Source organism: Streptomyces sp. P6-2-1, assembly GCF_050613165.1.
In the GTDB taxonomy this organism is placed as follows: Bacteria; Actinomycetota; Actinomycetes; order Streptomycetales; family Streptomycetaceae; genus Streptomyces.
Genome location: NZ_CP192513.1, coordinates 3,196,971 through 3,221,812, shown reverse-complemented (window position 1 = coordinate 3,221,812; position 24,842 = coordinate 3,196,971). Strand labels below are relative to the sequence as shown.

General features: G+C 73.7%; 23 protein-coding genes and 1 pseudogene. 13 read left to right on the top strand and 11 right to left on the bottom strand.

Annotated elements, in window-relative coordinates; genetic code table 11:
- Positions 1-25 precede the first annotated feature (25 nt).
- Both ACQYWQ_RS13870 and ACQYWQ_RS13865 read left to right on the top strand, forming a co-directional pair.
- Positions 26-742 (top strand): SDR family oxidoreductase, encoded by a 717-nt coding sequence (locus ACQYWQ_RS13870; protein ID WP_431034883.1) that lies wholly within the window; start codon positions 26-28, stop codon positions 740-742.
- Between the two features lie 62 nt (positions 743-804).
- A complete protein-coding gene (locus ACQYWQ_RS13865; protein WP_431034881.1) occupies positions 805-1,392 on the top strand; it encodes a TlpA family protein disulfide reductase in 588 nt (195 codons plus the stop codon).
- 39 nt (positions 1,393-1,431) lie between these two features.
- On the opposite strand, the gene ACQYWQ_RS13860 is transcribed toward ACQYWQ_RS13865, so the two are convergent.
- Positions 1,432-2,019, bottom strand: a complete 588-nt coding sequence (locus tag ACQYWQ_RS13860) for a MarR family winged helix-turn-helix transcriptional regulator (protein WP_431034880.1) — start codon at positions 2,017-2,019, stop codon at positions 1,432-1,434.
- Positions 2,020-2,147: 128 nt separating this feature from the next.
- Here ACQYWQ_RS13860 and ACQYWQ_RS13855 point away from each other — a divergent pair, with 128 nt between their 5' ends.
- A complete protein-coding gene (locus tag ACQYWQ_RS13855) occupies positions 2,148-3,377 on the top strand; it encodes an FAD-dependent monooxygenase (RefSeq protein WP_431034879.1) in 1,230 nt (409 codons plus the stop codon).
- A 163-nt stretch (positions 3,378-3,540) separates the two neighbouring features.
- Here the strand turns inward: ACQYWQ_RS13855 and ACQYWQ_RS13850 are convergent, their stop codons facing one another.
- Together ACQYWQ_RS13850 and ACQYWQ_RS13845 are read right to left on the bottom strand one after the other, a co-directional pair.
- Positions 3,541-4,044 (bottom strand): PaaI family thioesterase, encoded by a 504-nt coding sequence (locus ACQYWQ_RS13850; RefSeq protein WP_431034877.1) that lies wholly within the window; start codon positions 4,042-4,044, stop codon positions 3,541-3,543.
- Between the two features lie 9 nt (positions 4,045-4,053).
- Positions 4,054-4,596: a DUF3291 domain-containing protein gene (locus tag ACQYWQ_RS13845; protein WP_431034875.1), complete on the bottom strand. Its 543-nt coding sequence runs from the start codon at positions 4,594-4,596 to the stop codon at positions 4,054-4,056.
- Positions 4,597-4,864: 268 nt separating this feature from the next.
- Here ACQYWQ_RS13845 and hppD point away from each other — a divergent pair, with 268 nt between their 5' ends.
- From hppD to ACQYWQ_RS13800, 9 genes are all read left to right on the top strand, one after another.
- Positions 4,865-6,070, top strand: coding sequence for a 4-hydroxyphenylpyruvate dioxygenase (gene hppD / locus ACQYWQ_RS13840; RefSeq protein WP_431034874.1), 1,206 nt, complete (start codon positions 4,865-4,867; stop codon positions 6,068-6,070).
- Positions 6,071-6,363: 293 nt separating this feature from the next.
- On the top strand, positions 6,364-7,632 hold the full coding sequence (locus ACQYWQ_RS13835) for an aspartate kinase (protein WP_361331073.1): 1,269 nt from the start codon (positions 6,364-6,366) through the stop codon (positions 7,630-7,632).
- Between the two features lie 40 nt (positions 7,633-7,672).
- Positions 7,673-8,752 (top strand): aspartate-semialdehyde dehydrogenase, encoded by a 1,080-nt coding sequence (locus ACQYWQ_RS13830; protein WP_431034872.1) that lies wholly within the window; start codon positions 7,673-7,675, stop codon positions 8,750-8,752.
- 375 nt (positions 8,753-9,127) lie between these two features.
- Complete coding sequence (locus ACQYWQ_RS13825; RefSeq protein WP_431034870.1) at positions 9,128-9,802, top strand: SigE family RNA polymerase sigma factor; 675 nt, start codon at positions 9,128-9,130, stop codon at positions 9,800-9,802.
- On the top strand, positions 9,799-11,082 hold the full coding sequence (locus ACQYWQ_RS13820) for a hypothetical protein (RefSeq protein ID WP_431034868.1): 1,284 nt from the start codon (positions 9,799-9,801) through the stop codon (positions 11,080-11,082). The genes ACQYWQ_RS13825 and ACQYWQ_RS13820 overlap by 4 nt, the downstream gene beginning before the upstream one ends.
- Positions 11,083-11,183: 101 nt before the next feature.
- A complete protein-coding gene (locus tag ACQYWQ_RS13815) occupies positions 11,184-12,242 on the top strand; it encodes an ABC transporter substrate-binding protein (RefSeq protein WP_431034867.1) in 1,059 nt (352 codons plus the stop codon).
- A gap of 352 nt (positions 12,243-12,594) precedes the next feature.
- Positions 12,595-13,548, top strand: a complete 954-nt coding sequence (locus tag ACQYWQ_RS13810) for a FecCD family ABC transporter permease (RefSeq protein ID WP_431039183.1) — start codon at positions 12,595-12,597, stop codon at positions 13,546-13,548.
- Entirely contained in the window at positions 13,545-14,618 is a 1,074-nt protein-coding gene (locus tag ACQYWQ_RS13805) for a FecCD family ABC transporter permease (RefSeq protein WP_431034866.1), read from the top strand. The genes ACQYWQ_RS13810 and ACQYWQ_RS13805 overlap by 4 nt, the downstream gene beginning before the upstream one ends.
- Complete coding sequence (locus ACQYWQ_RS13800) at positions 14,615-15,439, top strand: ABC transporter ATP-binding protein (protein ID WP_431034865.1); 825 nt, start codon at positions 14,615-14,617, stop codon at positions 15,437-15,439. The genes ACQYWQ_RS13805 and ACQYWQ_RS13800 overlap by 4 nt, the downstream gene beginning before the upstream one ends.
- 280 nt (positions 15,440-15,719) lie before the next feature.
- On the opposite strand, the gene ACQYWQ_RS13795 is transcribed toward ACQYWQ_RS13800, so the two are convergent.
- Complete coding sequence (locus ACQYWQ_RS13795; RefSeq protein ID WP_431034864.1) at positions 15,720-16,526, bottom strand: SURF1 family protein; 807 nt, start codon at positions 16,524-16,526, stop codon at positions 15,720-15,722.
- A gap of 58 nt (positions 16,527-16,584) precedes the next feature.
- Positions 16,585-18,372 (bottom strand): S9 family peptidase, encoded by a 1,788-nt coding sequence (locus ACQYWQ_RS13790; RefSeq protein ID WP_431039182.1) that lies wholly within the window; start codon positions 18,370-18,372, stop codon positions 16,585-16,587.
- A 606-nt stretch (positions 18,373-18,978) separates the two neighbouring features.
- Between ACQYWQ_RS13790 and ACQYWQ_RS13785 the strand changes: the two genes are divergently transcribed.
- A complete protein-coding gene (locus tag ACQYWQ_RS13785; protein WP_431034862.1) occupies positions 18,979-19,692 on the top strand; it encodes a DUF4232 domain-containing protein in 714 nt (237 codons plus the stop codon).
- Positions 19,693-20,230: 538 nt separating this feature from the next.
- Here the strand turns inward: ACQYWQ_RS13785 and ACQYWQ_RS13780 are convergent.
- From ACQYWQ_RS13780 to ACQYWQ_RS13755, 6 genes and pseudogenes are all read right to left on the bottom strand, one after another.
- Positions 20,231-20,443 carry a hypothetical protein gene (locus ACQYWQ_RS13780; protein ID WP_431034861.1) on the bottom strand — a complete coding sequence of 71 codons (213 nt, stop codon included), beginning with the start codon at positions 20,441-20,443 and terminating at the stop codon, positions 20,231-20,233.
- Positions 20,444-20,570: 127 nt separating this feature from the next.
- The gene (locus tag ACQYWQ_RS13775; protein WP_431034859.1) at positions 20,571-20,726 is read right to left on the bottom strand and encodes a hypothetical protein; all 156 of its coding nucleotides are present in this window, start codon (positions 20,724-20,726) and stop codon (positions 20,571-20,573) included.
- Positions 20,727-21,261: 535 nt separating this feature from the next.
- Complete coding sequence (locus ACQYWQ_RS13770) at positions 21,262-22,293, bottom strand: MerR family transcriptional regulator (RefSeq protein WP_431039181.1); 1,032 nt, start codon at positions 22,291-22,293, stop codon at positions 21,262-21,264.
- An 80-nt stretch (positions 22,294-22,373) separates the two neighbouring features.
- The gene (locus tag ACQYWQ_RS13765; protein ID WP_431034858.1) at positions 22,374-22,901 is read right to left on the bottom strand and encodes a GNAT family N-acetyltransferase; all 528 of its coding nucleotides are present in this window, start codon (positions 22,899-22,901) and stop codon (positions 22,374-22,376) included.
- Between the two features lie 61 nt (positions 22,902-22,962).
- Complete coding sequence (locus tag ACQYWQ_RS13760) at positions 22,963-23,952, bottom strand: aminoglycoside phosphotransferase family protein (RefSeq protein ID WP_431034856.1); 990 nt, start codon at positions 23,950-23,952, stop codon at positions 22,963-22,965.
- Positions 23,953-24,275: 323 nt separating this feature from the next.
- Positions 24,276-24,716: pseudogene (locus ACQYWQ_RS13755) on the bottom strand (hypothetical protein); the annotation flags it as partial.
- Positions 24,717-24,842: the final 126 nt, after the last annotated feature.

Here is a 24,842-nt window from a genome sequence, read left to right as displayed (position 1 = left end):
TACCGATATGCGCCAGGAGCGTGCCATGAACATCGCCGGACAGACCGCCTTCGTCTCGGGTGCCAACCGCGGCATCGGCCGCCGCTTCGTCGACGAACTGCTCGCCCGCGACGTCCGCGAGGTCTACGCGGGCGTACGCGAGCCCGAGCGCGCCGACGAGGCGCTGCGCGCGGACCCGCGCGTCACGCTCGTACGTCTCGACATCACCGACCACGCGTCGGTCGAGGCGGCGGCGCGCCAGGCCGCCGACGTGGCGCTGCTCGTCAACAACGCCGGGGTCACCGCGCCCGGGTCCCTCCTCGACGGTTCGCTCGACGACATCCGGCACGTCGTCGACACGAACCTCTACGGGGCGCTCGACATGACCCGCGCCTTCGCCCCCGCGCTCCGCGCGCACCGGGGCGCGCTGGTCAACGTCCTGTCGGCGCTCTCCTGGTTCACGGTCCCCGGGTCCGGTGCGTACGCGATCTCGAAGGCCGGGGCCTGGGCCATGACCAACACCCTGCGCATCGAACTCGCCCCCGACGGCGTCCTCGTCCAGGGCGTCCACCTCGGCGCCGCCGACACCGACATGATGGGCGACTACGACGGCGCCAAGATCGACCCCGCCGACGTCGCGCGCCAGAGCATCGACGGGGTCGAGAAGGGTGAGATCGAGGTCCTGGCCGACGACTGGAGCCGCACGGTGAAGGCCGCGCTGCCGGGCGCGCCGAACGCGGTGCTCAGCCAGCTGCCGAGCTGAGCGGCAGGCGTGCCCGACCACCCGTCAGGAGGCCGCGCGGCCGCGCCGCATAGCCTGTCGGCATGCGGCTTCGACGGGGACGGGTGCGGGCGGACGGACGTGTGGCGGGGGCGGCGGCCGTGGCGGCCGTGCTGGTGCTCGCGGGCTGCGGTACGGGCGGGACGGGCGGCGGGGGCACGACGGCGCACGAGCCCCTGGCGCTCGTGCCGCGCGCGGAGCGCAAGGCCCTGCCGGAGCTGGCGGGCAAGGGACTCGACGGGAAGCCCGTCGCGCTCTCGCGGTTCGCGGGGAAGGTCGTGCTCGTCAACGGGTGGCAGTCCTCGTGCGGGCCCTGCCGGGCCGAGATGCCGGGGCTCGTCCGGGTGCAGAAGCGGTACGGGGACCGGGGCCTGCGGGTCGTGGGCTACAACGCGGAGGCCAACGAGGGCTCCGCGCGCGCCTTCGTCGACCGGTACGGGGTGACGTACCCGGTGCTGTACGACCCCTCGGGCCACGAGCTGCTGCGGGTGCCGAAGGGCGTGGTCAACCCGCAGTTCGTGCCGTTCACCTTCCTGGTGGACAAGAAGGGCAGGGTGGCGGCGGCCATGTCCGGGCCGGTCTCCGAGCGGAGGGCGGGAGCCGTGGTGGGCAAGCTGCTCGCCGAGAAGTGAGCCGGAGACCGGCCGGGGGGCCGGTGGGGCCGGGGACGGTCAGCCCTCCGGTTCCTCGTCCAGGAGGGCGATGCGTTCCGTGACGTCGTTCGCGAGGCGGGTCAGGAGACGGGCCAGCTCGGCGCGGTCCTGCTCGGGCCAGTCGGCGAGCACGTCGGTGAACCAGGAGAAGAGGGAGGCGCCGTAGCGCTCCACGCCCTCGCTGCCCGCCGGGGTCAGCTCGATGAGGCTCGCCCGGCGGTCCTCGGGATCGCTGACGCGGTGCACGAGGCCGCGCTTCTCCAGGACCTGCACGTGTCGCGTGACGTGCGGGCCCACGACCGACATGCGCTCGGCGATCTCGCCGATGCGCAGCGGGCGCCCCGAGGTGCGGAGGTTCAGGAGCACGCTGATCGCGGGCTTGTCGAGGTGCAGCCCGGACGCCTGCGCGGCCCGTTCGGGGAGCCTGCCCTTCGTGAAGGCCGTGCTGAGCTGGGTGAACCTCGGCAGGGCGGCGAGGAAGCCGGCGAGCCCTTCGGGGTGGGCGGCGGGTGCGCCGGGCCCGGACTCGGGCGCGTGGGGCTGGGGAGACCCCTCGTGTCGCTCCGGCTCGGGTGCGGCGGGTACCCCGGGGGACTCGGGGGTCATGGTGTCGCCTCCATTTGCATACCTGACTTACGTATCTATATGGTGGGGAGTGCCGAAGGGGCTGAGCGGTCCCGTGCGGCCGAAATAAAGATACCTAACGTACGTATCTTCTGTCGAAAGGGTTCCTCATGACCACCCTCTCCCACCCCACGCCTCCCGGTTCCTCCCCCACCGCCCGCCGGGTCCTCGTCTCCGGCGCGAGCATCGCGGGCCCCGCGCTGGCCTACTGGCTCGACAGGTACGGCTTCGACGTGACCGTGGTCGAGAAGGCCCCCACCGTGCGCGGCGGCGGGTACGCGATCGACATCAGGGGCGTGGCGCGGGAGGTCGCCGCGCGGATGGGGATGATGCCCGCGCTGCGCGCCGCGCACGTGAACTCGCGGCGGCTGAGCTTCGTGGACGCGGCAGGCGAGCCGGTCGGCTCCGTACAGCCCGAGCAGGTGACGGGCGGCAGCGCCGGGCTCGACCTGGAGGTGCGGCGCGGGGACCTCGCGACCGCGCTCACGGCCCCGCTCGAAGGGCGCGTCGAATTCGTCTTCAACGACTCGATAGCGACACTCGACGACGACGGCGACGCCGTGCACGTCGAGTTCGACAGCGGGACGCTGCGCACCTTCGACCTCGTCATCGGCGCCGACGGACTGCACTCGAACACGCGGCGGCTCGTCTTCGGCCCCGAGGAGCCCTTCCACCGCTACCTCGGCCACGTCTTCGCCGGCTTCACGCTCCCCAACGAGTTCGGGCTCGTGCGCGAGGCCGCCGTCTGGAGCGAGCCGGGCCGCAGCGCCGCCCTCTACGCGCACGAGCCCGACGAGGACCTGCACGGCTTCCTGATCTTCCGGAACGAGGACGTGCCGTTCACCGCCTTCCGGAACCCCGAGGCGCAGCGGGCGCTCGTGCGGGAGCGGTTCCCCGAGCGGAGCTGGCACCTGCCGCGCATGGTCGAGGGGATGGAGAAGGCCGACGACCTCTTCTTCGACATCGTGAGCCAGATCCACATGAACACGTGGTCGCACGGGCGCGTCGCGCTCGTCGGGGACGCGGCGCACGCGACCTCGTTCCTCTCCGGCCAGGGGTCGAGCGTCTCGCTCGTGGGGGCGTACGTGCTCGCGGGGGAGCTGGCCAGGCACAGCGACCACGAGGTGGCCTTCGCCGCGTACGAGCGGCTCGTGCGGCCGTTCGCGGAGCGCAACCAGGCCCTGGCGACCAGCGGGGGCACGGTGCTGATCCCGGGGACCAGGCAGGAGCTGGACGCGCGCAACGCGATGCTGCGCGAGGCGGCGGCGGGCGGCGGCATGGAGGGCGGCGGCGCGACGCACGCCGCGCATTCGGCGATCGACCTCCCGCGGTACGAGTGAGCGGGACGTGGCGGCGGGGCGGGGGCCGGGCGCGGGCGGGCGGGCGCGGGAACGGCGCGGGAACGGTGCGGGCTCGGGCAGGCGCGGGGCCGCCGGTGTGGGCTCGGGCAGGCGCGGGGCCGCCGGTGCGGGCTCGGGCAGGCGCGGGGCCGCCGGTGCGGGCTCAGGCGGGCGCGGGGTCCGTACGGCCGGCGGGTCCCGCCGCCACGATCGTGCCCTGCGCCACCGCCACCAGCTTCTCGGTCCCGTCCTCGGCCACCGACCACACCTCGCAGCGGCACACCGCCTGCCTGCGGGTCGTCGCCACCGCCTCCGCCCGGGCCGTGATCACCGAACCCGTCGCCGGGCGGACGTAGTTCATCTTGTACTCGGCCGTCAGGGCGTCGCCGCCGAGCGCGAGGCCGCCCGCGAAGGTGAGCGCGTTGTCGGCGAGGTAGCTGAGCACCCCGCCGTGCACGAAGCCGTGCTGCTGCCGGAGTTCGGGGCGGTTGGCGAGGCGGATCTCGGCCGCGCCCGGCGCGGCGGAGACGAGTTCGGCGCCGAGCACGCGCGTGAAGGGCTGCGCGGCGAACACCCGGCGGGCGAACTCCGCCGGGTCCTGGGCGAACTCCTCGCGTTCCCGGGCGACTTCGGGGGAACCCGTGGTGCGGGCGGCGTCGTCGGTCATGGGGTCAACCTATCCGCGCGCCGCGTCCTTGCCGCCCGGTTCCGTACCGTCCCCGGCGAACGGACGGCGGAGGGTGAAGGCGTGCGGCGCGGGGCCGTGGGTGTGGAGGTGGTCCAGCCGCCGGACGCCGTCCCGCCAGGTGGGGGTCACGGCGTCGGGGACCCACCAGCAGACGTGGCCCGGGTGACCCGTCCGCTCGAACCAGTCGGCGCGCCTGCGCAGCGCCTCGCGGTGCAGGCCGGTGTGGACGGCGTCGAAGGCGGGGCGCGGCCCTGTCCAGAGGGAGAGGGTCGCGGCCAGGGCGGTGGTGTCCGCGGTACGGCCCTTGGCGTACCAGGCGGGTACGGCGAACTCGCCCCACGCGCCCCAGTCCGCAGCGAAGAGCCCGCCCCGCTCGACGTCCGCCGCCTCGGCGCGGGCCAGGTACCCGGGGTGCCGGCCGATCTCCGGGTAGACGGCCTCGCCGCTGTCGTGGAGGGCGCGCGTGAGCGGACCGGGGTCGGTGAGGGCTGATTTCAGGACGCCGAAGGTGTACAGCGCAAGACGGGGCATGCGGCTCTCCCTGCTCGGGATGGGGCGCGGACGGGGGGCGATCGTCGGGGGAGGAGAGGGTGAAGGTAGCCGCCCCGGCGAGCCTTGTCGACGTTGCGTTTTCCCGCTCCGCGTGGCCTCCCTGTTCCGCTAAGTGCACCCGTCCCGCAGGTTTGGGTGGACACTTTGTCCGCGTCGGGCCCCCGGTGACTGGTCAAGGTGAACAGGGTGCCCACCCGTGGGCGCGCCCTCTTGCCGCCGGGCGGGGGCGGGGGCTGTCCTGACGCGTATGAGCATCCAGGACACCCTCACCGACCAGGAACGCCTGGCCGAACTCGACCTTCCGCAGCTGCGCAAGCTCGTCGGGCTCGTGGAGTACGACGACAACGCCGACCCGTTCCCGGTCACCGGCTGGGACGCGATCGTGTGGGCCGTCGGGAACGCGAGCCAGGCCGCGCACTACTACCAGTCCGCGTACGGCATGGAGCTGGAGGCGTACTCGGGTCCCGAGACCGGCAACCGCGACCACCACTCGTACGTGCTGCGCAGCGGCGCCATCCGCTTCGTGTTCAACGGGGCCGTCGACCCCGCGAGCCCCGTGGCCGACCACCAGCGTGCGCACGGCGACGGCGTCACCGACATCGCGCTCGAAGTCCCCGACGTCGACCGTTGCGTCGCCCACGCCCGCGCGCAGGGCGCCCGCGTGCTCGAAGAGCCGCACGACGTCACCGACGAGCACGGGACCGTACGGATCGCCGCCATCGCCGCGTACGGCGACACCCGGCACAGCCTCGTCGACCGCTCCCGCTACCACGGCCCGTACCTGCCCGGGTACGTGGCCCGCACCTCCACGCACGTGCGGCGGCCCGGCGCGCCCAAGCGGGTCTTCCAGGCACTCGACCACGTCGTCGGCAACGTCGAACTCGGCCACATGGACGAGTGGGTGGACTTCTACAACCGCATCATGGGCTTCACCAACATGGCCGAGTTCATCGGCGACGACATCGCCACCGAGTACTCCGCGCTCATGAGCAAGGTCGTCGCCAACGGCAACCACCGCGTGAAGTTCCCGCTCAACGAGCCCGCGCCCGGCAAGAAGAAGTCGCAGATCGACGAGTACCTGGAGTTCTACGGGGGCGCGGGCGCCCAGCACCTCGCACTCGCGACCAACGACATCATCGCCTCCGTCGACGCGATGCGGGCCGAGGGCGTCGAGTTCCTGGCCACGCCCGACTCGTACTACGAGGACCCGGAGTTGCGGGCGCGGATCGGTGAAGTGCGGGTGCCGATCGAGGAGTTGCAGAAGCGCGGGATTCTCGTCGACCGGGACGAGGACGGGTACCTGCTCCAGATCTTCACCAAGCCGCTCGGGGACCGGCCGACGCTGTTCTTCGAGATGATCGAGCGGCACGGGTCCCTGGGGTTCGGGAAGGGGAACTTCCAGGCGCTTTTCGAGGCGATCGAGCGGGAGCAGGAGAAGCGCGGGAACTTTTAGCACGGGTCGGGGCGGGGAGCGGGTCGGGTCGGGGAGCGGGTCGGGGCGGGGCGCGAGGCTCCGCCCCGCTCTCCGCGTCGCGGGGCTCCGCCCCGCTCCCCGCCTCTTCGTGACCTGGCCCACAATCCGAGTGCGCCGCGTGGTCCTGGGCAAGGTCGGTAAAGAGTGGCACCGGGTGCCGTGTGCGGTGCGGGGGCTGGGCAGGGCGTCTCAGCAGCCGATACGTACCGGGCGAAAACCGGCCGCTCGTTAAACTGAGCCGATCGCAGGACTGACTATCGAGGAGCGCGCACGTGGGCCTTGTCGTGCAGAAGTACGGAGGCTCATCCGTTGCCGATGCCGAAGGCATCAAGCGGGTCGCCAAGCGGATCGTGGAAGCCAAGAAGAACGGCCACCAGGTCGTTGTCGTGGTGTCCGCGATGGGTGACACGACGGACGAGTTGATCGATCTCGCGGAACAGGTGTCGCCGATGCCTCCCGGCCGCGAGATGGACATGCTGCTGACCGCGGGAGAGCGGATCTCTATGGCGTTGCTCGCTATGGCGATCAAAAACCTGGGGCACGAGGCGCAGTCCTTCACGGGCAGCCAGGCCGGGGTGATCACCGACAGCTCCCACGGCAAGGCGCGCATCATCGACGTCACGCCCGGCCGTATCCGTACGGCCGTGGACGAGGGCAACATCGCCATCGTGGCCGGTTTCCAGGGCGTGTCCCAGGAGAAGAAGGACATCACGACGCTCGGCCGCGGCGGCTCGGACACGACGGCCGTCGCGCTCGCCGCGGCGCTCGACGCCGAGGTCTGCGAGATCTACACCGACGTCGACGGCGTCTTCACGGCCGACCCGCGCGTCGTGAAGAAGGCCCGCAAGATCGACCACATCGGCTACGAGGACATGCTGGAGCTGGCAAGCTCCGGGTCGAAGGTGCTGCTCCACCGCTGCGTGGAGTACGCCCGCCGGTACGACATCCCGATCCACGTCCGCTCCTCCTTCTCGGGGCTCCAGGGCACGTGGGTCGGCCGAACGCAGGGGAACGAAGCGATGGAGCAGGCACTCATCTCCGGGGTGGCGCACGACACCTCCGAGGCGAAGATCACCGTCGTCGGGGTGCCGGACAAGCCGGGCGAGGCCGCCGCGATCTTCCGCGCCATCGCGGGCGCCGAGGTCAACATCGACATGGTGGTGCAGAACGTCTCCGCCGCGTCCACCGGCCTCACCGACATCTCCTTCACGCTCCCCAAGTCCGAGGGCCGCAAGGCGATCGACGCCCTGGAGAAGCTCAAGGCCACCGTCGCCTTCGAGTCGCTGCGCTACGACGACCAGATCGCGAAGATCTCCCTCGTCGGCGCGGGCATGAAGACCAACCCGGGCGTCACCGCGACCTTCTTCGAGGCGCTGAGCCGCGCGAACGTGAACATCGAGCTGATCTCGACCTCCGAGATCCGCATCTCGGTCGTGACGCGCGCCGACGACGTCAACGAGGCGGTGCGCGCCGTGCACTCCGCCTTCGGTCTCGACAGCGACAGCGACGAGGCAGTGGTCTACGGGGGCACCGGGCGATGACCCACCCGCACGGGTCGTACGGCGCTCGCGGGCAGGTGCCGTGACCGGGCGGCCCGTGCTCGCCGTGGTCGGCGCCACCGGACTGGCCGGTGGCGCCGTTCTCGGCATCCTCAGCCAGCACGCCGACATCTGGGGCGAGATCCGGCTGATCGCCTCCGCCCGCTCCGCCGGGCGCGTCCTGAGCGTGCGCGGCACGCCGAACCGGGTCCACGCGCTGGAGCCCGGCGTCTTCGACGGCGTCGACCTCGCCCTGTTCCTCGTACCCGACGACGTCGCGGAGAAGTGGGCGCCGCGCGCGGTGGATGCCGGAGCCGTCGTCGTCGACACGTCCGCGGCCTTCCGCGCCGACCCCGATGTGCCGCTCGTCGTCCCCGAGGTCAATCCGCACGCGGTACGGGCCAGGCCGCGCGGCATCGTCGCGGGGCCCCAGTGCACGACCCTCGCCATGATCGTCGCGCTCGGCGCGCTGCACGGCGAGTTCGGCCTCACGGGGCTCGTCGTCTCCACGTACGAGGCCGTCAGCGCGGCCGGGCGCGCGGGCCCCGAGGCCCTGTGGGGGCAGCTCGGGACGCTCGTCGCCGAGGAGCGGCGCGCGAACGGCGCGGGCACCCCGGCGCCCGGTACGGCGCCGGGCGACGTACGGCGCGTGCTCGGCAGGGACACCGGGCCCTTCCCCGACCCTGTCGCGCTCAACGTCGTGCCCTGGACGGGCGCGTACGCCGCCGACGGCTGGACCACGACCGAGCGGATGCTCCGCGACGAGCCCCGCCGTGTCCTCGGCCTCCCGGCGCTGCCCGTCTCGGCGACGTGCGTGCGCGTCCCCGTCGTCACGACCCACTCGCTCACCGTCCACGCCCGCTTCGAGCACGTCGTCTCCGCGGGGCGCGCCCGCGAGATCCTCGCCACGGCACCCGGTGTCGTCCTCATCGACGACCCCGAGCACGGCGAGTACCCGACGCCCGTCGACGCGGCGGGCACCGATCCCGCGTGGGTCGGGCGCGTGCGCGCGGACGCCGACGACCCGCACGCGCTCGACTTCTTCGTGTGCGCCGACAATGTGCGCAAGGGAAGAGCGCTCAACGCGGTACAGATCGCTGAGCTGGTCGTGGGGGCCCGCTGACGGGGTGTACGCCCGCGGGCGCGTACGGCGTACGTCACCATCCTCCCGAAATAGGGGGCCGCTGTGACGAAGTTGTGATGTTTCCGTGTGCAACTACTCCCCGGTCGCCCTTGTGCCGCCTTGCGCCGACAACGGACGATGCGAGTCCGTCCCCCCGCAACCGCGCACGGTGGACCCGACGTCTCCCCCCACACCAGGAACGCCGCACGGTCCCCACGACGCGACCGGGGGGCGCACGGGGGTGCGAGCACGGGGGTGTTCCGAGACGGGGAGGAAGAAGCGGGTGCGGGTGAGCGTGAGGGGGGCGGAGGGGGCCGGCCGGCGGCGAATCGGATCGCCGTACAACCCCGAGGGGGGTGGCGGTGTCAAACAACCGTGGCTGAGGTTCTCGAATTCACGACGGTGCGCGTGCCGCCCCTCCCGCTGCGTCCCCCGGGACGCCGCAGGCCGGGTCGCGCCCCCGGCACCATGCCGGTGATCGCGCCGATGCCCCTGACCAGGCCCTCCGTTCCGCGGCAGCGGGCCGCGGGTGAGACGGACACGGAGGCGGCCGCTGTCGGTACGACCGTCGACCACCTCACCGAGACGTACCGCGCCCACTACCGTTCGCTGCTCGGCCTCGCCGCGCTGCTCCTGGACGACACCGCCTCGTGCGAGGACGTCGTGCAGGAGGCGTTCATCCGCGTGCACTCGGCGCGCAAGCGCGTCCGCGATCCCGAGAAGACCCTCGCCTACCTGCGCCAGACCGTCGTGAACCTCTCGCGGTCCACGCTGCGCCGCCGCATCCTCGGCCTCAAGCTGCTCTCGAAGCCCATGCCGGACATGGCGAGCGCGGAGGAGGGCGCCTACGACCTCCTGGAGCGCGACGACCTCATCAAGGCGATGCGCGGGCTCCAGCGCAGGCAGCGCGAGGTGCTCGTACTGCGGTACTTCGCCGATATGACGGAGGCCCAGGTCGCCGAGACGCTCGGGGTCTCGGTCGGCTCCGTGAAGGCGTACGGCTCGCGCGGGATCGCCGCGCTGCGCGTCGCGATGGGAGCCGTGACGTGACGGCGGGCGACAGTGCGCGGCGGGACGGGACGAAGGACGAGGAGAGCGCGGCGGTGAGCGGCGACAGGACGACACCGGGGGCGACGGGGGCTTCGGGACTTTCGGGGGAGGGGGAGACGCGAGAACTGTCCGCGGTTCCCGGGGAGTCCGCGGGGCCCGCGTCCCCGGAAGGGGCCGCGTCCCCGCAAGGGCCCGCACCGGCTGATTCCGCCTCGCCCGGTTCCGGCTCGCCCGATTCCTCCTTCGGCGAGGACGAGTTGCGCGCCTTGTTCCACGGCGCCGTGGACGGGCTGGCGCCGGGCCCCGGGGTGCTCGACAGGCTCCAGGCCGCCGTGCCCGCCCGCAGGGCCCGTAAGCGGCAGACGCTCGTCGGCGCCGCCGCCGCAGTGATCCTCCTCGGCACGGCGATCCCCGCCGCCGTCCACGTCGCCGCCGCGCCCGGCCACGAGGCGGACCCGGCGATGGCGGGCAGCAGCCAGGACGCGCACGCGTCCACGTCCCCCGAGGCGCGACGGCACGAGGACGCGCGGCGCCCCGCCGACAGGAGCGGCGGCACGGCGCCGCACCCCTCGGCGAGCGGCGAGCACCGCGGCGGCGCGAGCACGCCGCCGGGCCCGGACCCGCACCCTTCCGCGGACACGGTCCTCGCCGACGCCCCCCGCTGCGCCGCCGCGCAACTCGGCGACGCGGCCGCCGATCGGAGCGCCCCCGCCGCCGACGGCACCGTCTACGGCAGTTTCCGCGTCGCGAACGTCTCCGGCGAGAAGTGCGCGGTCACCTCCCCCGGCAAGGTCAGGGTCGCGGTCGTCGGCGGCATGTCCCGTACGGCCGTGCCGGTCGTCGAGCACCAGGACGGCGACGCGGCGGCGGGACTCCCCGGCACCTCGCAGCCCGCGCTGCTGCTCGGCCCGGGGCAGTCGTACGAGGTGCGCTTCGCGTTCGTACCCGACAGCCCGTGCCCGAGCGGCGGCCCGACGAAGGGCGCCGACGACCCCGGCCCTTCGGCCCCGCCCTCCGGCGACCCCTCGTCCCAGCCCCCCGCCGAGGGCGGCGGTTCGGGCGCGGGCGCGGGCCCGGGCGCGAGCCCCGACGCCGCGGTGCTCGACCAGACGACGACCCAGTTCACCCGGAGCGTCCCCGTCGACGACGCCCCCGTCACCACCACCGTCGAGGTCACCCACAACGCGGCCCCGGGCGGTCCCGTCACCAACACGACCATCCCCGAGTCCTGTCCGGGCACGGTCTACCGCACGGGCCTGCTTCCCGCGGACGGGGGCTGAGGAGGGCGAGGGCCGGGGGGTGTGCGGGGCCTCGTGTCAAGAGCGTAAGGTAAGCCTTACTTACGTAGTTGACAGTTGAACCACAGCGAGGACCCCCCGTGATGTCTCTTCGGCGCCGTTCCACGGCCGCGGCCGCTCTTGCCGTCGCCGCCGCCCTGTCCCTGACAGCGTGCGGCGGCAACGACTCCGGTGACGGCAAGAGCGCGAGCAGCAGCTCCTCGGCCGCCGCGGGCAAGAAGGATTCCAAGTCCGTCGCCCAGGGCGGCAAGGACTTCGGCGACGCCGCGGCGCAGACCGCGGCGCTCGGCACCGACGCGAAGCCCGGACAGTTCCCGCGCACCATCAAGCACGCGATGGGCAGCACCGAGATCAAGTCCGCGCCCAAGCGCGTCGTCGTCCTCGACGTCGGCGAGCTGGACAACGTCGTCTCGCTCGGCATCAAGCCGGTCGGCCTCGCGCCCACCGAGGGCTCGCCCGAGCTGCCCTCGTACCTCAAGGGCAAGGCCGGGAAGCCGAAGAACATCGGCACCATCAACAGCCTCAACCTGGAGGCCATCGCCGCGCTCAAGCCCGACCTGATCCTGGGCAGCCAGCTGCGCGCCGCGAACTCCTACGACGAACTGTCGAAGATCGCCCCGACCGTGTTCTCGATCCGCCCCGGCTTCACGTGGAAGGAGAACTACCTCCTCAACGCGGCCGCGCTCGACAAGACCGCCGAGGCGAAGGCCAAGCTCGCCGCCTACGACAAGCGCGCGAAGGCCCTCGGCGACAAGCTCGGCGCCGACAAGCCCAGCGTGTCGATGGTCCGGTACATGCCCGACGGCGTCATCCGCCTCTACGCCAACGACTCCTTCATCGGCACGATCCTCAAGGACGTCGGCATCCCGCGCCCGAAGAACCAGGACATCGCCGACCTCGCCGCCGAGATCAGCGCCGAGAACATCGACAAGGCCGACGCGGACTGGATCTTCACGGGCGTCTACGGCGACCCGAAGGCCACCGACAAGTCCAAGGCCCAGGGCAACCCGCTGTGGAAGAACCTCAAGGCCGTCAAGGACGGGCACGCCTTCGACGTCGCCGACGAGACCTGGTACCTGGGCCTCGGTGTCACGGCGGCGAACGCCGTGCTCGACGACCTCGAAGCACACCTGACGGCCTGACCGGCGGGCGGCGAGCGGCGAGCGGGAGGGGAAGTACGTCATGGGGTCACCTGCCCCACAGGCCGGACGGCCCGGGGTGCCCGGGCCCCGTACGGGCACCCCGGGGACGGGGGGCCAGGACGGCCGGACGCCACAGGACCCGGAGGACAAGGCCGGTACGGGTGACCCCGGGTCCCGTGCGGGTGCCGTCGAGTCCCGTGCGGGTGCCCCGGGCTCCCGTGCGGGTGCCGTCGAGTCCCGTGCGGGTGCCCCGGGCTCCCGTGCGGGTGCCCCGGGCTCCCGTACAGGACCGGCGCCGCGCGCCGTCCCCGCCACCCGCCGCCGTCTCGCCTGGCTGCTCGCGAGCGCGCTGATCCTGCTGCTCGCCGTGCTCCTCAGTCTCGCCGTGGGCAGCCGTCAGGTCGCCCCAGGCGAGGTCTTCTCCGCACTCCTGCACGGCGGTACGAGCGACGACGCGCAGGTCGTACGGGCCTTCCGCGTGCCCCGCACCGTCCTCGGCGTACTCGCCGGGGCCGCCCTCGCCCTCGCCGGGACCGTCATGCAGGGCGTCACCCGCAACCCCATCGCCGAGCCGGGCGTACTCGGCGTGAGCCAGGGCGCCTCGATGGGCGTCGTGTGCGCGATCGCCTTCGCGGGGGTGCACACCCTGACCGGGTACGTGTGGTTCGCCTTCGCGGGCGCGGCACTCGCCTCGGTCGGCGTGTACGCGATCGCGAGCGGCGGCCGCGGCGGCGCCTCGCCCGTACGGCTCGCGCTCGCGGGCGCCGCGATGAACGCGCTGCTCGCCTCCGTCGTCTCCGGGATCGTCACGACGAACGCCCGCGCGCTCGACGAGTTCCGCTACTGGCAGGTCGGCTCGCTCAACGGGCGCGGCAGCGAGATCATCGGCCAGATCTGGCCCTTCCTGCTCGCCGGGGCCGTCCTCGTCCTCGCGATGGCACGCGGCCTCGACGCGCTCGCGCTCGGCGACGACGCGGCCAAGAACCTCGGCCACAACGTCGGCCTCCTGCGCGTACTCGGCGCGCTCGGCGCGACCGTCCTCACCGGGGCCGCCGTCGCGGCCGTCGGGCCCATCGCCTTCACCGGCCTCGCCGTGCCGCACATCGCACGCGCGCTCGTCGGCACCGCGCACCGCTGGGTCCTGCCGCTCGCCGCGCTCCTCGGGCCCGCGATGATCCTGCTCTCGGACGTCATCGGGCGCGTCCTCTTCCCGCCATCGGAGGTCCCCGTGGCCGTCATGACCGCGCTCATCGGCGTGCCCTTCCTCATCGTCCTGGTCCGCCGCAAGGGGGCGGTCTCGTCATGAGCGCGAGCCCCGTGCCCGGGCTGCGCCCCGTCGGCCACCTCCTCGTGCGGCGCCGCCGCGCGAGCTTCCTCGTCCACCGCCGCACCGTCCTCGTCGCGAGCGCCATCGCCGTGCTCCTCGCTGCCGCCGTCGTGCTCTCGCTGTGCTGGGGCGAGTCCTGGGTCCCGCCGCGCGAGGTCGTACGCGTGATCTTCGGGCAGCCGAGCCAGGCCGAACTGGTCGTCGGCACGCTGCGCCTGCCCCGGCTCGTGCTCGGGCTGCTCGCGGGCGCCGCCTTCGCGATCGCGGGCGCGCTCGTGCAGACCGTCGCGCGCAACCCGCTCGCGAGCCCCGACGTCATCGGCGTCACGCACGGCGCGGGCGCGGCGACCGTCGCCGCGATGAGCTTCGGCCTCGTACCGACCGAGCAGCTCCCCTACGTGTCCATCGTGGGCGGCCTCGCCGCCGCGCTCCTCGTCTACGTGTGCGCGTGGCGCGGCGGGCTGCACTCCGGGCGCTTCGTGCTCATCGGGATCGGCGTCTCCGTGGCGCTCGGCTCGGTCATCCAGCTCCTGCTCACCAAGGGCGACTTCCTCGTCGCCCAGCAGTCCAAAGTGTGGCTGACCGGCTCGCTCAACGGGCGCGGCTACCAGGAGGCGTGGCCGCTGATCATCACGCTGCTCCTCGCGATCCCCGCGACCGTGTGGGCCGCGCGCGCCCAGCGCGGCGCCTCCTTCGACGACGACACGGCCACCGCGCTCGGCATCCGCCTGAACCGCACGCGCCTCGGCCTCACCGTGATCGGCGTCGTCCTCGCCTCGGTCGCGACGGGCGCGGCCGGGCCGGTCGACTTCGTCGCGCTGCTCGCCCCGCAGATCGCGCGGCGGCTGACCCGTACCGCGCAGATCCCGCTGCTCACCGCGGCGTTCACGGGCGCGTTCGTCGTCACCGTCGCCGACCTGCTCGCCCGCCGCCTCTTCTCGCCGGTCGAACTCCCCGTCGGCGTGCTCACCGCGGCCGTGGGCGCCCCGTACCTGATGTGGCTGATCATCCGCACCCGCGGCGGCCGTACCGGAGGTGTTTCCTCGTGAGCCGACCCACCGTCGCTCCCCCCACCACGCGTCTCGCCGCTCAGGGCCTGAGCCTCGGCTACGACACGGGCCGCGTCATCGTCGACGACCTCGACGTCGAGATCCCCGACGGCAAGGTCACCGTCGTCGTGGGCCCCAACGCCTGCGGCAAGTCCACGCTCCTGCGCGCGCTCGGCCGCCTCCTCAAGCCGCGCGCGGGCACGGTCCTGCTCGACGGCGCCGACCTCGCACGCGCCCCGGGCAAGGAGACGGCCCGCACGATCGGCGTGCTGCCGCAGACCCCGCAGCCCCCGGACGGCATCACCGTCGCCGACCTCGTCGCGCGCGGCCGCCAGCCGCACCAGAAGTGGTGGCAGCAGTGGTCCGAGGACGATGAGCGCGCGGTGACGGAGGCCCTGGAGCGCACCGACACCGCCCAGCTCGCCGAGCGCCTCGTCGACGAGCTGTCCGGCGGGCAGCGGCAGCGCGTGTGGATCGCGATGGCGCTCGCGCAGGAGACGGACCTGCTCCTGCTCGACGAGCCGACGACGTACCTCGACATGGCCCACCAGGTCGAGGTACTGGACCTGGTCCGCCGCCTCAACCACGAGCGCGGCCGCACCATCGTCGCCGTCCTCCACGACCTCAACCAGGCGGTCCGCTACGGCGACCACCTCATCGCGATGAAGGGCGGCCGGATCATCGCGCAGGGCGATCCGGCCGAGATCATCACGGCGGAGCTGGTCCACGAGGTCTTCGGCCTGGAGTCGGTCGTGGTCCCCGACCCGGTGACGGGCGGCCCGCTCGTGGTGCCGGGGATGGGGTGGCGCGCGGGGGCGTAGGGGCGCGCGGCCTCGGGGGCTGGGCGTATACGGGGGCTGTGGGCTGTGGGCTGTGGGCTGTGGGCTGTGGAGCCGTGGGCTGCGGGAGCCGGTGCGGCCGGTGCGGGGAGGGGCGAGGGGCGCCCGTCACGACTCCTCGCGGATCTCCGGGGCGGCGGTACGGGCCGTCCGGGCTTCCCGTCACCGGGCTTCACGGGCTTCACGTCCCCAGGCTTCACGGGCTTCACGTGCTTGCGGGGCATCTCGCCGTACGAGTCCGGGGCGCCCGCACCGGCGCACCTCAGGCCCGCGCCGGTTCCGCCTCCGTCGCCGCTTCCTCCGTGTCCTCGCCCTCCGCCGCGATCCCCAGCTCCGCGTCCCTGCGGGCCTCCGCCTCGCGGCGCACGAGCCGGTACCACATGAAGACCACGAACCCGGCGAAGACGAACCACTCGCCCGTGTAGCCGAGGTTCTGGAACGCCTTGAGATCGAGGCCGCCGCCGTCCGGCGTCTTCGCGGGCACGGGCGTGAGCCCCGCCTCCGCGCGGTCGAGCGTGATCCAGCCGTCGTACACGTCGTACGAGGTGAGGTTGACGAGCGAGGCAGCGCCGATGATCCCGACCTGCCCGGCCGGGAGCCCGCCCGCCGCGTTGACGCCCGTGCTGCGCGCGTCCTCCGAGGGCTGGAGCGCCCCCGTCACGGTGACGGTCCCCGCGGGAGCGGCCGGCGCCTTCGCCGGGGCGGAGCCCGCGTGCCAGCCCCGTACGACGGGCAGGACCTTGTCCTCGCCGGTCCGCAGGAGCCCGAGCACGTAGTAGCCGTCCCGCCCGTCGAGCCCGCGGTCGGGCACGAGGAACTGCTCGACGTACCTGCCCGTGGCGCGCGTGCGCTGCCCCGAGGTCTCGGTCGTGACGGGCAGGACCTTCGCGAGCGGCCGCGCCGCCCCGTCCGCGTGCGCCTCGGCCGTGGCCTCGGCGCTCTTGTGCGTGTCCACCCGGTCCTCGAAGCGGCTCAGCTGCCAGGACCCCATGAAGACGCAGAAGGGGATCGCCAGGAGGACGAAGACGTGGATTCCCCACCACCGGGGAGTCAGCAGGAACCGGTACACACCCCCACGGTACGGGGCGGGCCAGGCCACCCGGCGCCCGCCCCCGTACCACAGGGGTTCACGCCGTCGGCACGTACCGCCGCACGAAGTCCAGTTCCATCCGCACCTGCTTCACGCGCTCGTCCACGACGAGCGAGCCGTGGCCCGCGTCGTAGCGGTAGACCTCGTGCGGGTGCGCGCGGGCGGCGAGCCTGTCGACGTAGTTCTCGACCTGCTTGATCGGGCAGCGCGGGTCGTTGACCCCGGCGGAGATGTAGACGGGCGCGCGCACCTCGTCCACGTACGTGAGCGGGCTCGACGCCGCCCAGCGCTCGGGCAGCTCCTCGGGCGTACCCCCGAAGAGGGTGCGGTCCATCGCCTTCAGCGCCTCCATCTCGTCGTGGTACGCGGTCACGTAGTCCGCCACGGGCACGGCGGCGACGCCCGCCGCCCACGCCCCCGGCTGCGTGCCGACCCCGAGCAGCGTGAGGTACCCGCCCCAGGAGCCGCCCGACAGGATCAGCCGCTCGGGGTCGGCGAGCCCCGAGCCCACCGCCCACTCCCGCACCGCGGCGATGTCCTCCAGCTCGATGAGCCCGACCCGGTGCTTGAGCGCGTCGGTCCAGGCGCGCCCGTACCCCGTCGAGCCCCGGTAGTTGACGCGGACGACCGCGTACCCGTGGTCCACCCAGGCCGCGGGCCCGGCGGCGAAGGCGTCGCTGTCGTGCCACGTCGGGCCGCCGTGGATCTCGAACACGGTCGGGAAGGGGCCGTCCCCGGCGGGGGTCTGCACGAGCGCGTGCACGCGCCCGCCGGGGCCCTCCACCCACGCGTCCGTGACCGGCACGGACGCCGGGGCCTTCATGCCGGGCGGGTCGAGCACGACGCCGCTCGTCGTGGAGCGCACGACAGGCGGCTCGGCCGCCGACGACCACAGGTACTCGACGCTGCCGTCCGGGCGCGCGCCCGCGCCCGACACGGTGCCGCGCGGCGTCTCGATCCGCTCCAGACGCTGCGTCGCGAGGTCGTAGCGGTACAGCTCGCCGCGCGCCTCGTGGCTGTGCGCGACGAGCAGCGCGGAGGCGTCCTCGTACCAGTCGGCGCTCACGTCGCCGGGCAGGTCGATGGCGAGCGCGGTCTCCGTACCGGCCACCGGGTCCCAGATCATCGGCAGCCAGCGGCCCGCGCGCTGCGTGCCGACGAGGAGCCGCGAGTCCCCGGCGACCGGCGCGAAGCCCATGACGGAGAGGCCGAGTTCCTTCGTACCGCCCTCGGTGTCGTCGAGTTCGGCGACGGTGTCCTCGACCTCGCCCGCGCCGCCGATCCTCAGCACCCGCAGCGCGGAGTGCATCGCGTCCCCGTGCTCGGTGTGCTCGACGACGAGCAGGGTGCCGTCGTACGAGAGGTCACCGACGCCCGCCGACTCGCGGTGCCTGTACACCTCGACGGGCGCGCCCCCGTCCCGTACGACGTGCACGAGCGAACCGTGCTCGTCGCTCGAACTCCCCACCGCGACGGTCCGCCCGTCCCGCCCGAGCGCGAGCCCCGCCGAGTACGCGGCGGCGACCCCGGGCAGCGCCTCGACGTCCTCGCCCCCGGCGAACGGCTGGCGCTGCCACACCCCGAACTCGTCCCCGTCGTGGTCGTCGAACCACCAGATCCACTCACCGTCGGGACTCAGCGTCCCGTCCGTCGTCCCGTTCTCGCGGTCGGTGACCTGCCGCTGCGCCCCATTGGCCCGGTCCCAGGCGTACAGCTCGTACGTCCCGGTCGCGTTCGACACGAAGAGGGAACGGTCGGGGGCGTCATCGGCCCACTCGGGAAGGGAGACCCGGGGAGCGCGGAACCGCTTCTCCCAGTCGGGCATGGTCATGTCTGCGTCGGTCGTCATGGGGCCATACAACCGGATGGGAGGGGGAGGGTGCGTGGGGTGGGCGTGGGGTGGGTGTGGGGTGGTGAGCGGGTGCTGGTGTGAGGTGGGCGTGGGGGCGTGGGGGCGTGGGGGCGTGGGGGCGTGGGGGCGGGGGCCGGCGTGGGGTGGGGGTGGGTAGGTGGCCACGGGGGGTGGGTTCGTCCGTGGGGGCGGGCGTGCTTGGCGGGGTGTGGAGGTGGCCGCGTGGGGCGGGCTCGTGGGGCGGGCTCGTGGGGGTGGTGCGTGTGGGGTGGGGTGGTGGGGTGGTGCGTGTGGGGCGGGGTGGCGGGGTGGTGGAGCGGGGCCGTGGGGGTTGGGTGTGTGGGCGTGTGGGGGGCGTCGGTGCGGGCCTGCGGGGCGGGTTCGCGGGGCGGTTCGTGGGGGTGGCCAGGCGGAGGGGGTTCGTCCGGGTGGTGTTGCGCCTGTGTCACAGGGGCGTCCCCGGTGGGGCGCGGCGGGAACGGGGGCGGGGGCGTACGGGGTCCTGTGGGGCAGTGGCGCTTCGCGGACGGTCCGCGAGAACGGCGTCACGAAGCCTCACACCCCCACGGAGGAAGAACGATGCGCGTGTTCAAGCTCGGCGGCCTCGCCGCTCTTGCCGTTGTCGCGGGACTCTCGCTCACGGCCTGCCAGAGCGACGACGGCGGTGACGAAGCGGCCGGTACGGGGAAGGGGTCGGCCTCCTCGCAAACGGCGGGCGACTCGGGCTCCTCCGGCGACTCGGGCTCCTCCGGGGACTCGGGGGCCACCGCCTCCGCCGGGGCGTCGGTGTCCGGGGCGTCGGGCGGGCCGTCCTCCGAAGGGGACGGGAAGGACGGGGCGCAGGGCGCGGACGGCGGCGTCGCCGCGTGCCGTACGGACGGTTTGAAGGTCACCGCCGCGAACACCACCATCGACGGGGACGACAGGGCCACCGTCGCGGTGACGCTGAAGAACGCGGGCGGAACCTCGTGCGCGCTCGGCGGCGCCTACGCGGGGGTCGACCTGAAGACCAACGCGGGCGCGCTCTCGGCGACCCGCGCGAACAAGGAGTCCATCCCCGACCTGCCCGTGGTCCTCAAGGCGGGCGAATCGACCTCCTTCGGCGTCTGGTACCCGTTCAACAAGACGGGCGGCTCCGGCGTCCGCGTGACGGGCCTGGTCGTGACCCCGCCCAACGAGACGAAGCCCGTGACCCTCGCCTGGCCGGGCGAGGCCTCGCTGCCCGTCACGGAGGACGGCGGGGGCGCGGGCGTCGAGGTCGGGCCGCTCGGCAGCGAGGGACAGGGCGGGTGAGGGCCGGGCGGCAGGCGGGTGGCAGCCGGTGGCAGGCGGGTGCCGGCCGGGTGGCAGGCGGCGGATTGACTGCCAAGGCAGACAGATGACTGCCCGAGGGTGGCAGGAGACTGCCCGAGGGTGGCAGGCGGCAGACTGCCAGGGGGCAGACAGGTGACTGTCGGCGGGGTGGCGGGCTGGCAGGTGACTGCCGGGAAGTGGCGGGCAGGCAGGTGGCTGTCGGCGGGGTGGCAGGCGGCGGATTGACTGCCAAGGCAGACAGATGACTGCCCGAGGGTGGCAGGCTGGCAGGTGACTGCCGGGAAGCGGCGGGCAGGCAGCTGACTGCCGGGAAGTGACAGGTAGGCAGGTGACTGTCGGCGGGGTGGCAGGCTGGCAGCTGACTGCCGGCAAGTGGCAGGCAGACAGGTGACCGTCGGCGGGGTGGCAGGCGGCAGACTGCCAGGGGCAGACAGCTGACTTTCGGAGGGTGGCAGGTGGCGGACATCGGACCTGCCTGCCATCCTCCCGGCGCGCCGCCCGTACGAGGGCACTCGCCTCACGTGGCCCACAGCTTGTGGACGACGTGAGGCGGGGAGAGGCGGGGAGAAGCGGGGAGAAGCGGCCCGGTGCGTACGCTCCGCACGGTCAGCACGCGGAGTTCGCCACCAGCCCAGCCCCCTGCACGGACCTCGACGCACTCGCGGACGAGATCCGCCACCTGCGTGCCGACACCGACCGGCACGTGCGCCGTGCCGACACCGAACGGCACGTGCGCGCCGTACCGACGCACGCATCGCCGCCGCCACGTCCCCGCCCCTGGCTCCCCCAGCTCCCCCAACTCCCCGTCCTGAGCGCCAACCCCCTTTCTGGCAAGGCCGGGCCACCGGTTGCGTCGGCTACCGCGCCTGTCCCGGGAGACGCTGGCCGTCGGCGGGCCCGTACAGGATCTTCGGCTCGGCGAAGGAGCACCACGCGCAGGCTCGTGCGACGGTCGCGACGGGCGTGCTCCACGACGAGGGGATGATCTCTTCGACGCGCGCCTCTCGCGCCACTGGCCGACGGTCGAGATCCGCGTCGCTGACGCCTGCCCGGACCCGCGCACCCCGTTCCCCCCTCGCCGCCGCCCGGTCCCGCGCGCTCGTGGAGACGGCGGCCCGGGCGGTGGCGGACGACGTCGCGCCCAGCGCCGTTCCCGCCCGCCGTTCCCGCCCGCCCTTCCCGCTCCCGTTCCCGCCTCCGTGCCGTGCCCGGCCTCCTGGCAGACCGCCCGTTCCGGCCTCGACGGAGACCTCCTCCACCCCCTCCACCCCCTGCGCCACACCTCGGCCACACCTCGGCCACACCCGCCGAGACCCGAGAGCCTGGACGCCCGCCTCGCGCCCGTGCGCACGGGGCCCTCGAAGGGGAAGGCGATCTCGCCTACGTACAGGCCGAGTTGACGTGCCCCCTCGGCAGGGGCAACGGGGCTCGGCTCCAGGGGACCCGCGTGGCGAACGGTGAGGGCCCGGGGTCTGGGCGAAGTGGTACGGGAGTGCGTGCGGCGCACGGCGGGGGAGTGAGGCGCGGAAGCCCCGGGCCGGGCCCGGCTCAGGCCGGTACGTCCGCGACGGCGCAGCTCACGTTGTCGGGGCCGCCCGCCGACCTGGCCAGCGAGACGAGCGCGCGGGCCGCGCGGGCGGGGTCCTCCGGGGTCTCGCGCAGGGTGCGGCGCAGTGCGGGTTCGGGAACGGTCGTGGTGAGGCCGTCGGAGCACAGGAGGTAGCGGTCGCCGGGGCGGGGGGTCCGGAGGTGAAGATCGGGGCGGGGTGCCGGGGGAGCCAAGGCCCGTACGAGCTGGGCGCGTTGGGGGTGCACGGCCGCCTCGCGCGCGGTGATGCGGCCCTCGTCGGCGAGGGCCTGGACGAGGGTGTGGTCGCGCGTGAGAAGCGAGAGCGCGCCGTCGCGCAGGAGGTACGCGCGCGTGTCGCCGACGTGCACGAGGGCGAGGCGCCGACCGGCCGGGAGCAGCGCGGTGAGCGTGGTCCCTGCCCGCGCGGGTACCCTGCGGGCCGCTTCGCCGACGACGTCGGCGAGCGCGTTGAGGAGCGTGCCGGGAGCGGGCTCGGGCCCCTCGGCGAAGCGGCGCAGGGCGTCGACGGCTCCCGCGCTCGCCCGCGCCCCGCCCACCCCGAACCCGTCGGCGACCGCGAGGAGCCGTTCACCGGCGTGCACGGCGTCCTGGTTCTCGCCCCGTACGAGCCCCCTGTCGCTCACCGCCGCGCACCGCAAGACGCTCACGGGCCCTCGGGGCAGCCCCGCGAGCGTATCGGCGACGAACGCCGCCAGCTCCCCCCGTACCGCCGTCTCGGCGGCGACCCCGCCCCACCACCCGCGCACGGCCTCCGCAGCCGCCCCCGGCTCCATCGCGACGACCTCCCCGACCCGCGCGAGCGGCATCCCGAGCCGCCTCAACCACCCGATCAGCAGACCCCGTTCGACCTGCTCGGGACCGTAGTACCGGTACCCGGTCACAGGATCGACCCGCGCGGGCACGAGCAGCCCCTTGCCGTCGTACAACCGCAAAGCCTTCGCGGAAAGCCGCGTGGCCCGCGCGAATTCCCCTATCCCGAGCAGCGTCATGGGGGCCATCCTGCCGGGTGGCACGCTCACGGGGCGTACGGTCCTGCCGTGGAGGCCGGACCCGCGACGTGCCGCCGCCCCTATGCCGCGCCCGCGCCCGCCGAGAGGTCGGCCCGCCAGACGTTGGAGCGCATGAAGTGGCCCTTCGGGTACTCGAATTCGGATGCGCCGCTCAGCTCGAATCCCGCCTTGCGGCACACCGCGTTGGAAGCGACGTGGTCCACGGAGGGGAACGCGTACAGGTAGCGGTGCCTGCCGTCCGCGCGGGCCGCGTCCACGACCGCGCGCGTCGCGGCGACCGCGAGGCCCCGCCCCTGGAACTCCGGCAGGATCGCGTACCCCGTCTCGTACGCGGCCTCCCCGCCCCACTCGTGCTCCCAGAACCCCGTGGACCCGACGGTCTCCCCGCCCGGCGGCAGCACGATGCGGAACATCGTCCCGTTGGCCTCCGGGTCGAGATAGCGCCGATGCCGCGCGAGCAACTGCGCCTCGCTCTCGGGCCCGCCGAGATGCGCGGTCATGGCGGGGGTGTTGCTCGCCCGGAGGAGCGCCAAGTCGGCGTCGGACCAGGGTTCGAGGCGGAGGGGCGGGGGAGGAGTGGTCGACATGCGGAGAGCGTACGGGCGGGGTCCGACAAGCGCGCCGGGACGCCTGCGAGCGGGACTCGTCTCAGCCCCGCGCTCCGCCGACCCCGGCGACGCTGTCCCCAGTGACGCTGTCCCCAGTGACGCCGTCCCTGGCGGCGGCGTCCCCGGCGGCGGCGTCCGCGAGGACGTTCCGCAGCCTCGTCACGCTCTCCGTGGCGAAGTCCGGCAACGTCTCCCAGTAGTACGGGACCGCCATCGCCGCGACAGCGAGCGCCCAGCCCCGGGCGCGGGCCCACGTCGGCCCGTCCAGGGCGAGGGCTTCGCGGTAGGCGGTACGAGCCTCGGGCGGCAGGTCGAAGACGGGGGCGTGCTCGGCGTCGGGGAGGCCGGGGGAGAGGGTGCCGAAGTCGATGACGGCGCTGAGCCGCCCGTCCCTGACCAGCAGGTTCGCCGGGCGCAGGTCACCGTGGAGCCACCCCTCCGGCCCCTCGGGCTCGGGCAGCGCGAGCGCGGCCTCCCACACCTCGCGCAGCGCCACGAGGTCCAGTCCGAGTACGCCGTCGCCCAGCGCCGCGCACCCGTCGAGCCCCGCCCCTGCCTCCCGCGCGATGCCCCGCAGGGGCCCGCCCCGGTACCAGCCCAGCCCGTCCGCACGCCGTTCCCCCATGAGCGGCGCCGCACGCAACTCCCGTACGAAACCAGCCAGATCAGCCCCGAAGGCACTCCAGTCCCGCACGGTCCCCGGCCCCGGCTCCACCCCCTCGATCCACCGCAACACGGCCCACGGCGCGGGGAACCGCACGCTGGGACGCCCCAAGTACAGGACTTCGGGCACCTGTTGACTCAGCAGTGGGGCGATCCGGGGAAGCCAGACCGACTCCCGTTCCATCGACCCCGCCCGCGTACGCGGCAACCGCACGACGTACTCGTCCCCGACCCGGTACATCGTGTTGTCGGTCCCCGCTCCCACGTACCGCACCGGCAACCCGGCCCACTCCGGCGCCTGCGCGGCGAGCAACTCACGCACGAGGTCCGGGGTCGTCGGGATCTCGTGCGGATGGAGAGGAGGCATGGGGCGAGTCTGCGGAAGCGGGGGAGCGGGTGCCAGCGGTTTTCGCGCGTGGGCGTGGGAGCGAGTGAGCGCGGGAGTGAGCGTGAGCGCGCCGCCTGCGAGCAGCGACACGCGGTCGAGTGCGGGGTCAACCGCCTCCCGTGCCATCGAAGCGTCGCCACGTCCGATACGAGGAACTCGCCGGCCGCCACGAAGCAAGCAACCGTGCTGGTCGCAGCCCTCAACGAATGGCTCTGGCCAGCACCTTCCCGCGCCCCACGGACGATCCCGAATTCGTTTCCCTCGGGGTCCTGCACGGCTGCGACGGGAAGCCCCGTGTCCGGGTCGTCCTTGACCCGCAGCACGGTGGCGCCGACCTTGACCAACCGTTCCACCGTAGCCTTGACCCGCTGTGAGCGGACGTCGAGAGGGACGACACGGTCCCCACCGCCTTCAGGCCGAAGTACCGCCGGTATCTGGCGCCTTCGGCTCCGGAATTTCCTGGAACCACACCCGTGGCCCGCGTCCCTCGGGATCGATGAGCGGCGTCGGGGATGTCCCCGGCACCGGTCGGCAGCTCTCTCCCGGGCACCCCCGGCGCCGCCCAACGAGCACGTCGGACGGCAAGCCCGTCCGGCGCGGGCCCACGCACATGGCCCAGGACCTCGGCCCGAACCACAGGCCGCACCCGAACCCGCCCCGCACCCGCCCCGCACCCGCCCCTCGACCAGCCGGACGCGGCCCCGGCCGGAAAGCCGGTCCTGCCGGAGGGGGGTCTCGCACATGGTCTCCGGGTCGCCTCGGGCATGGCCGGCGGCCGTGTGGCCCGTTGATCCAGCAGGTGAGGGCGGGTCGTGCATCCGGGCGATGCCGAGCACGGCGTGGCGGACTCCGGCACCCTTGAGCCCGAC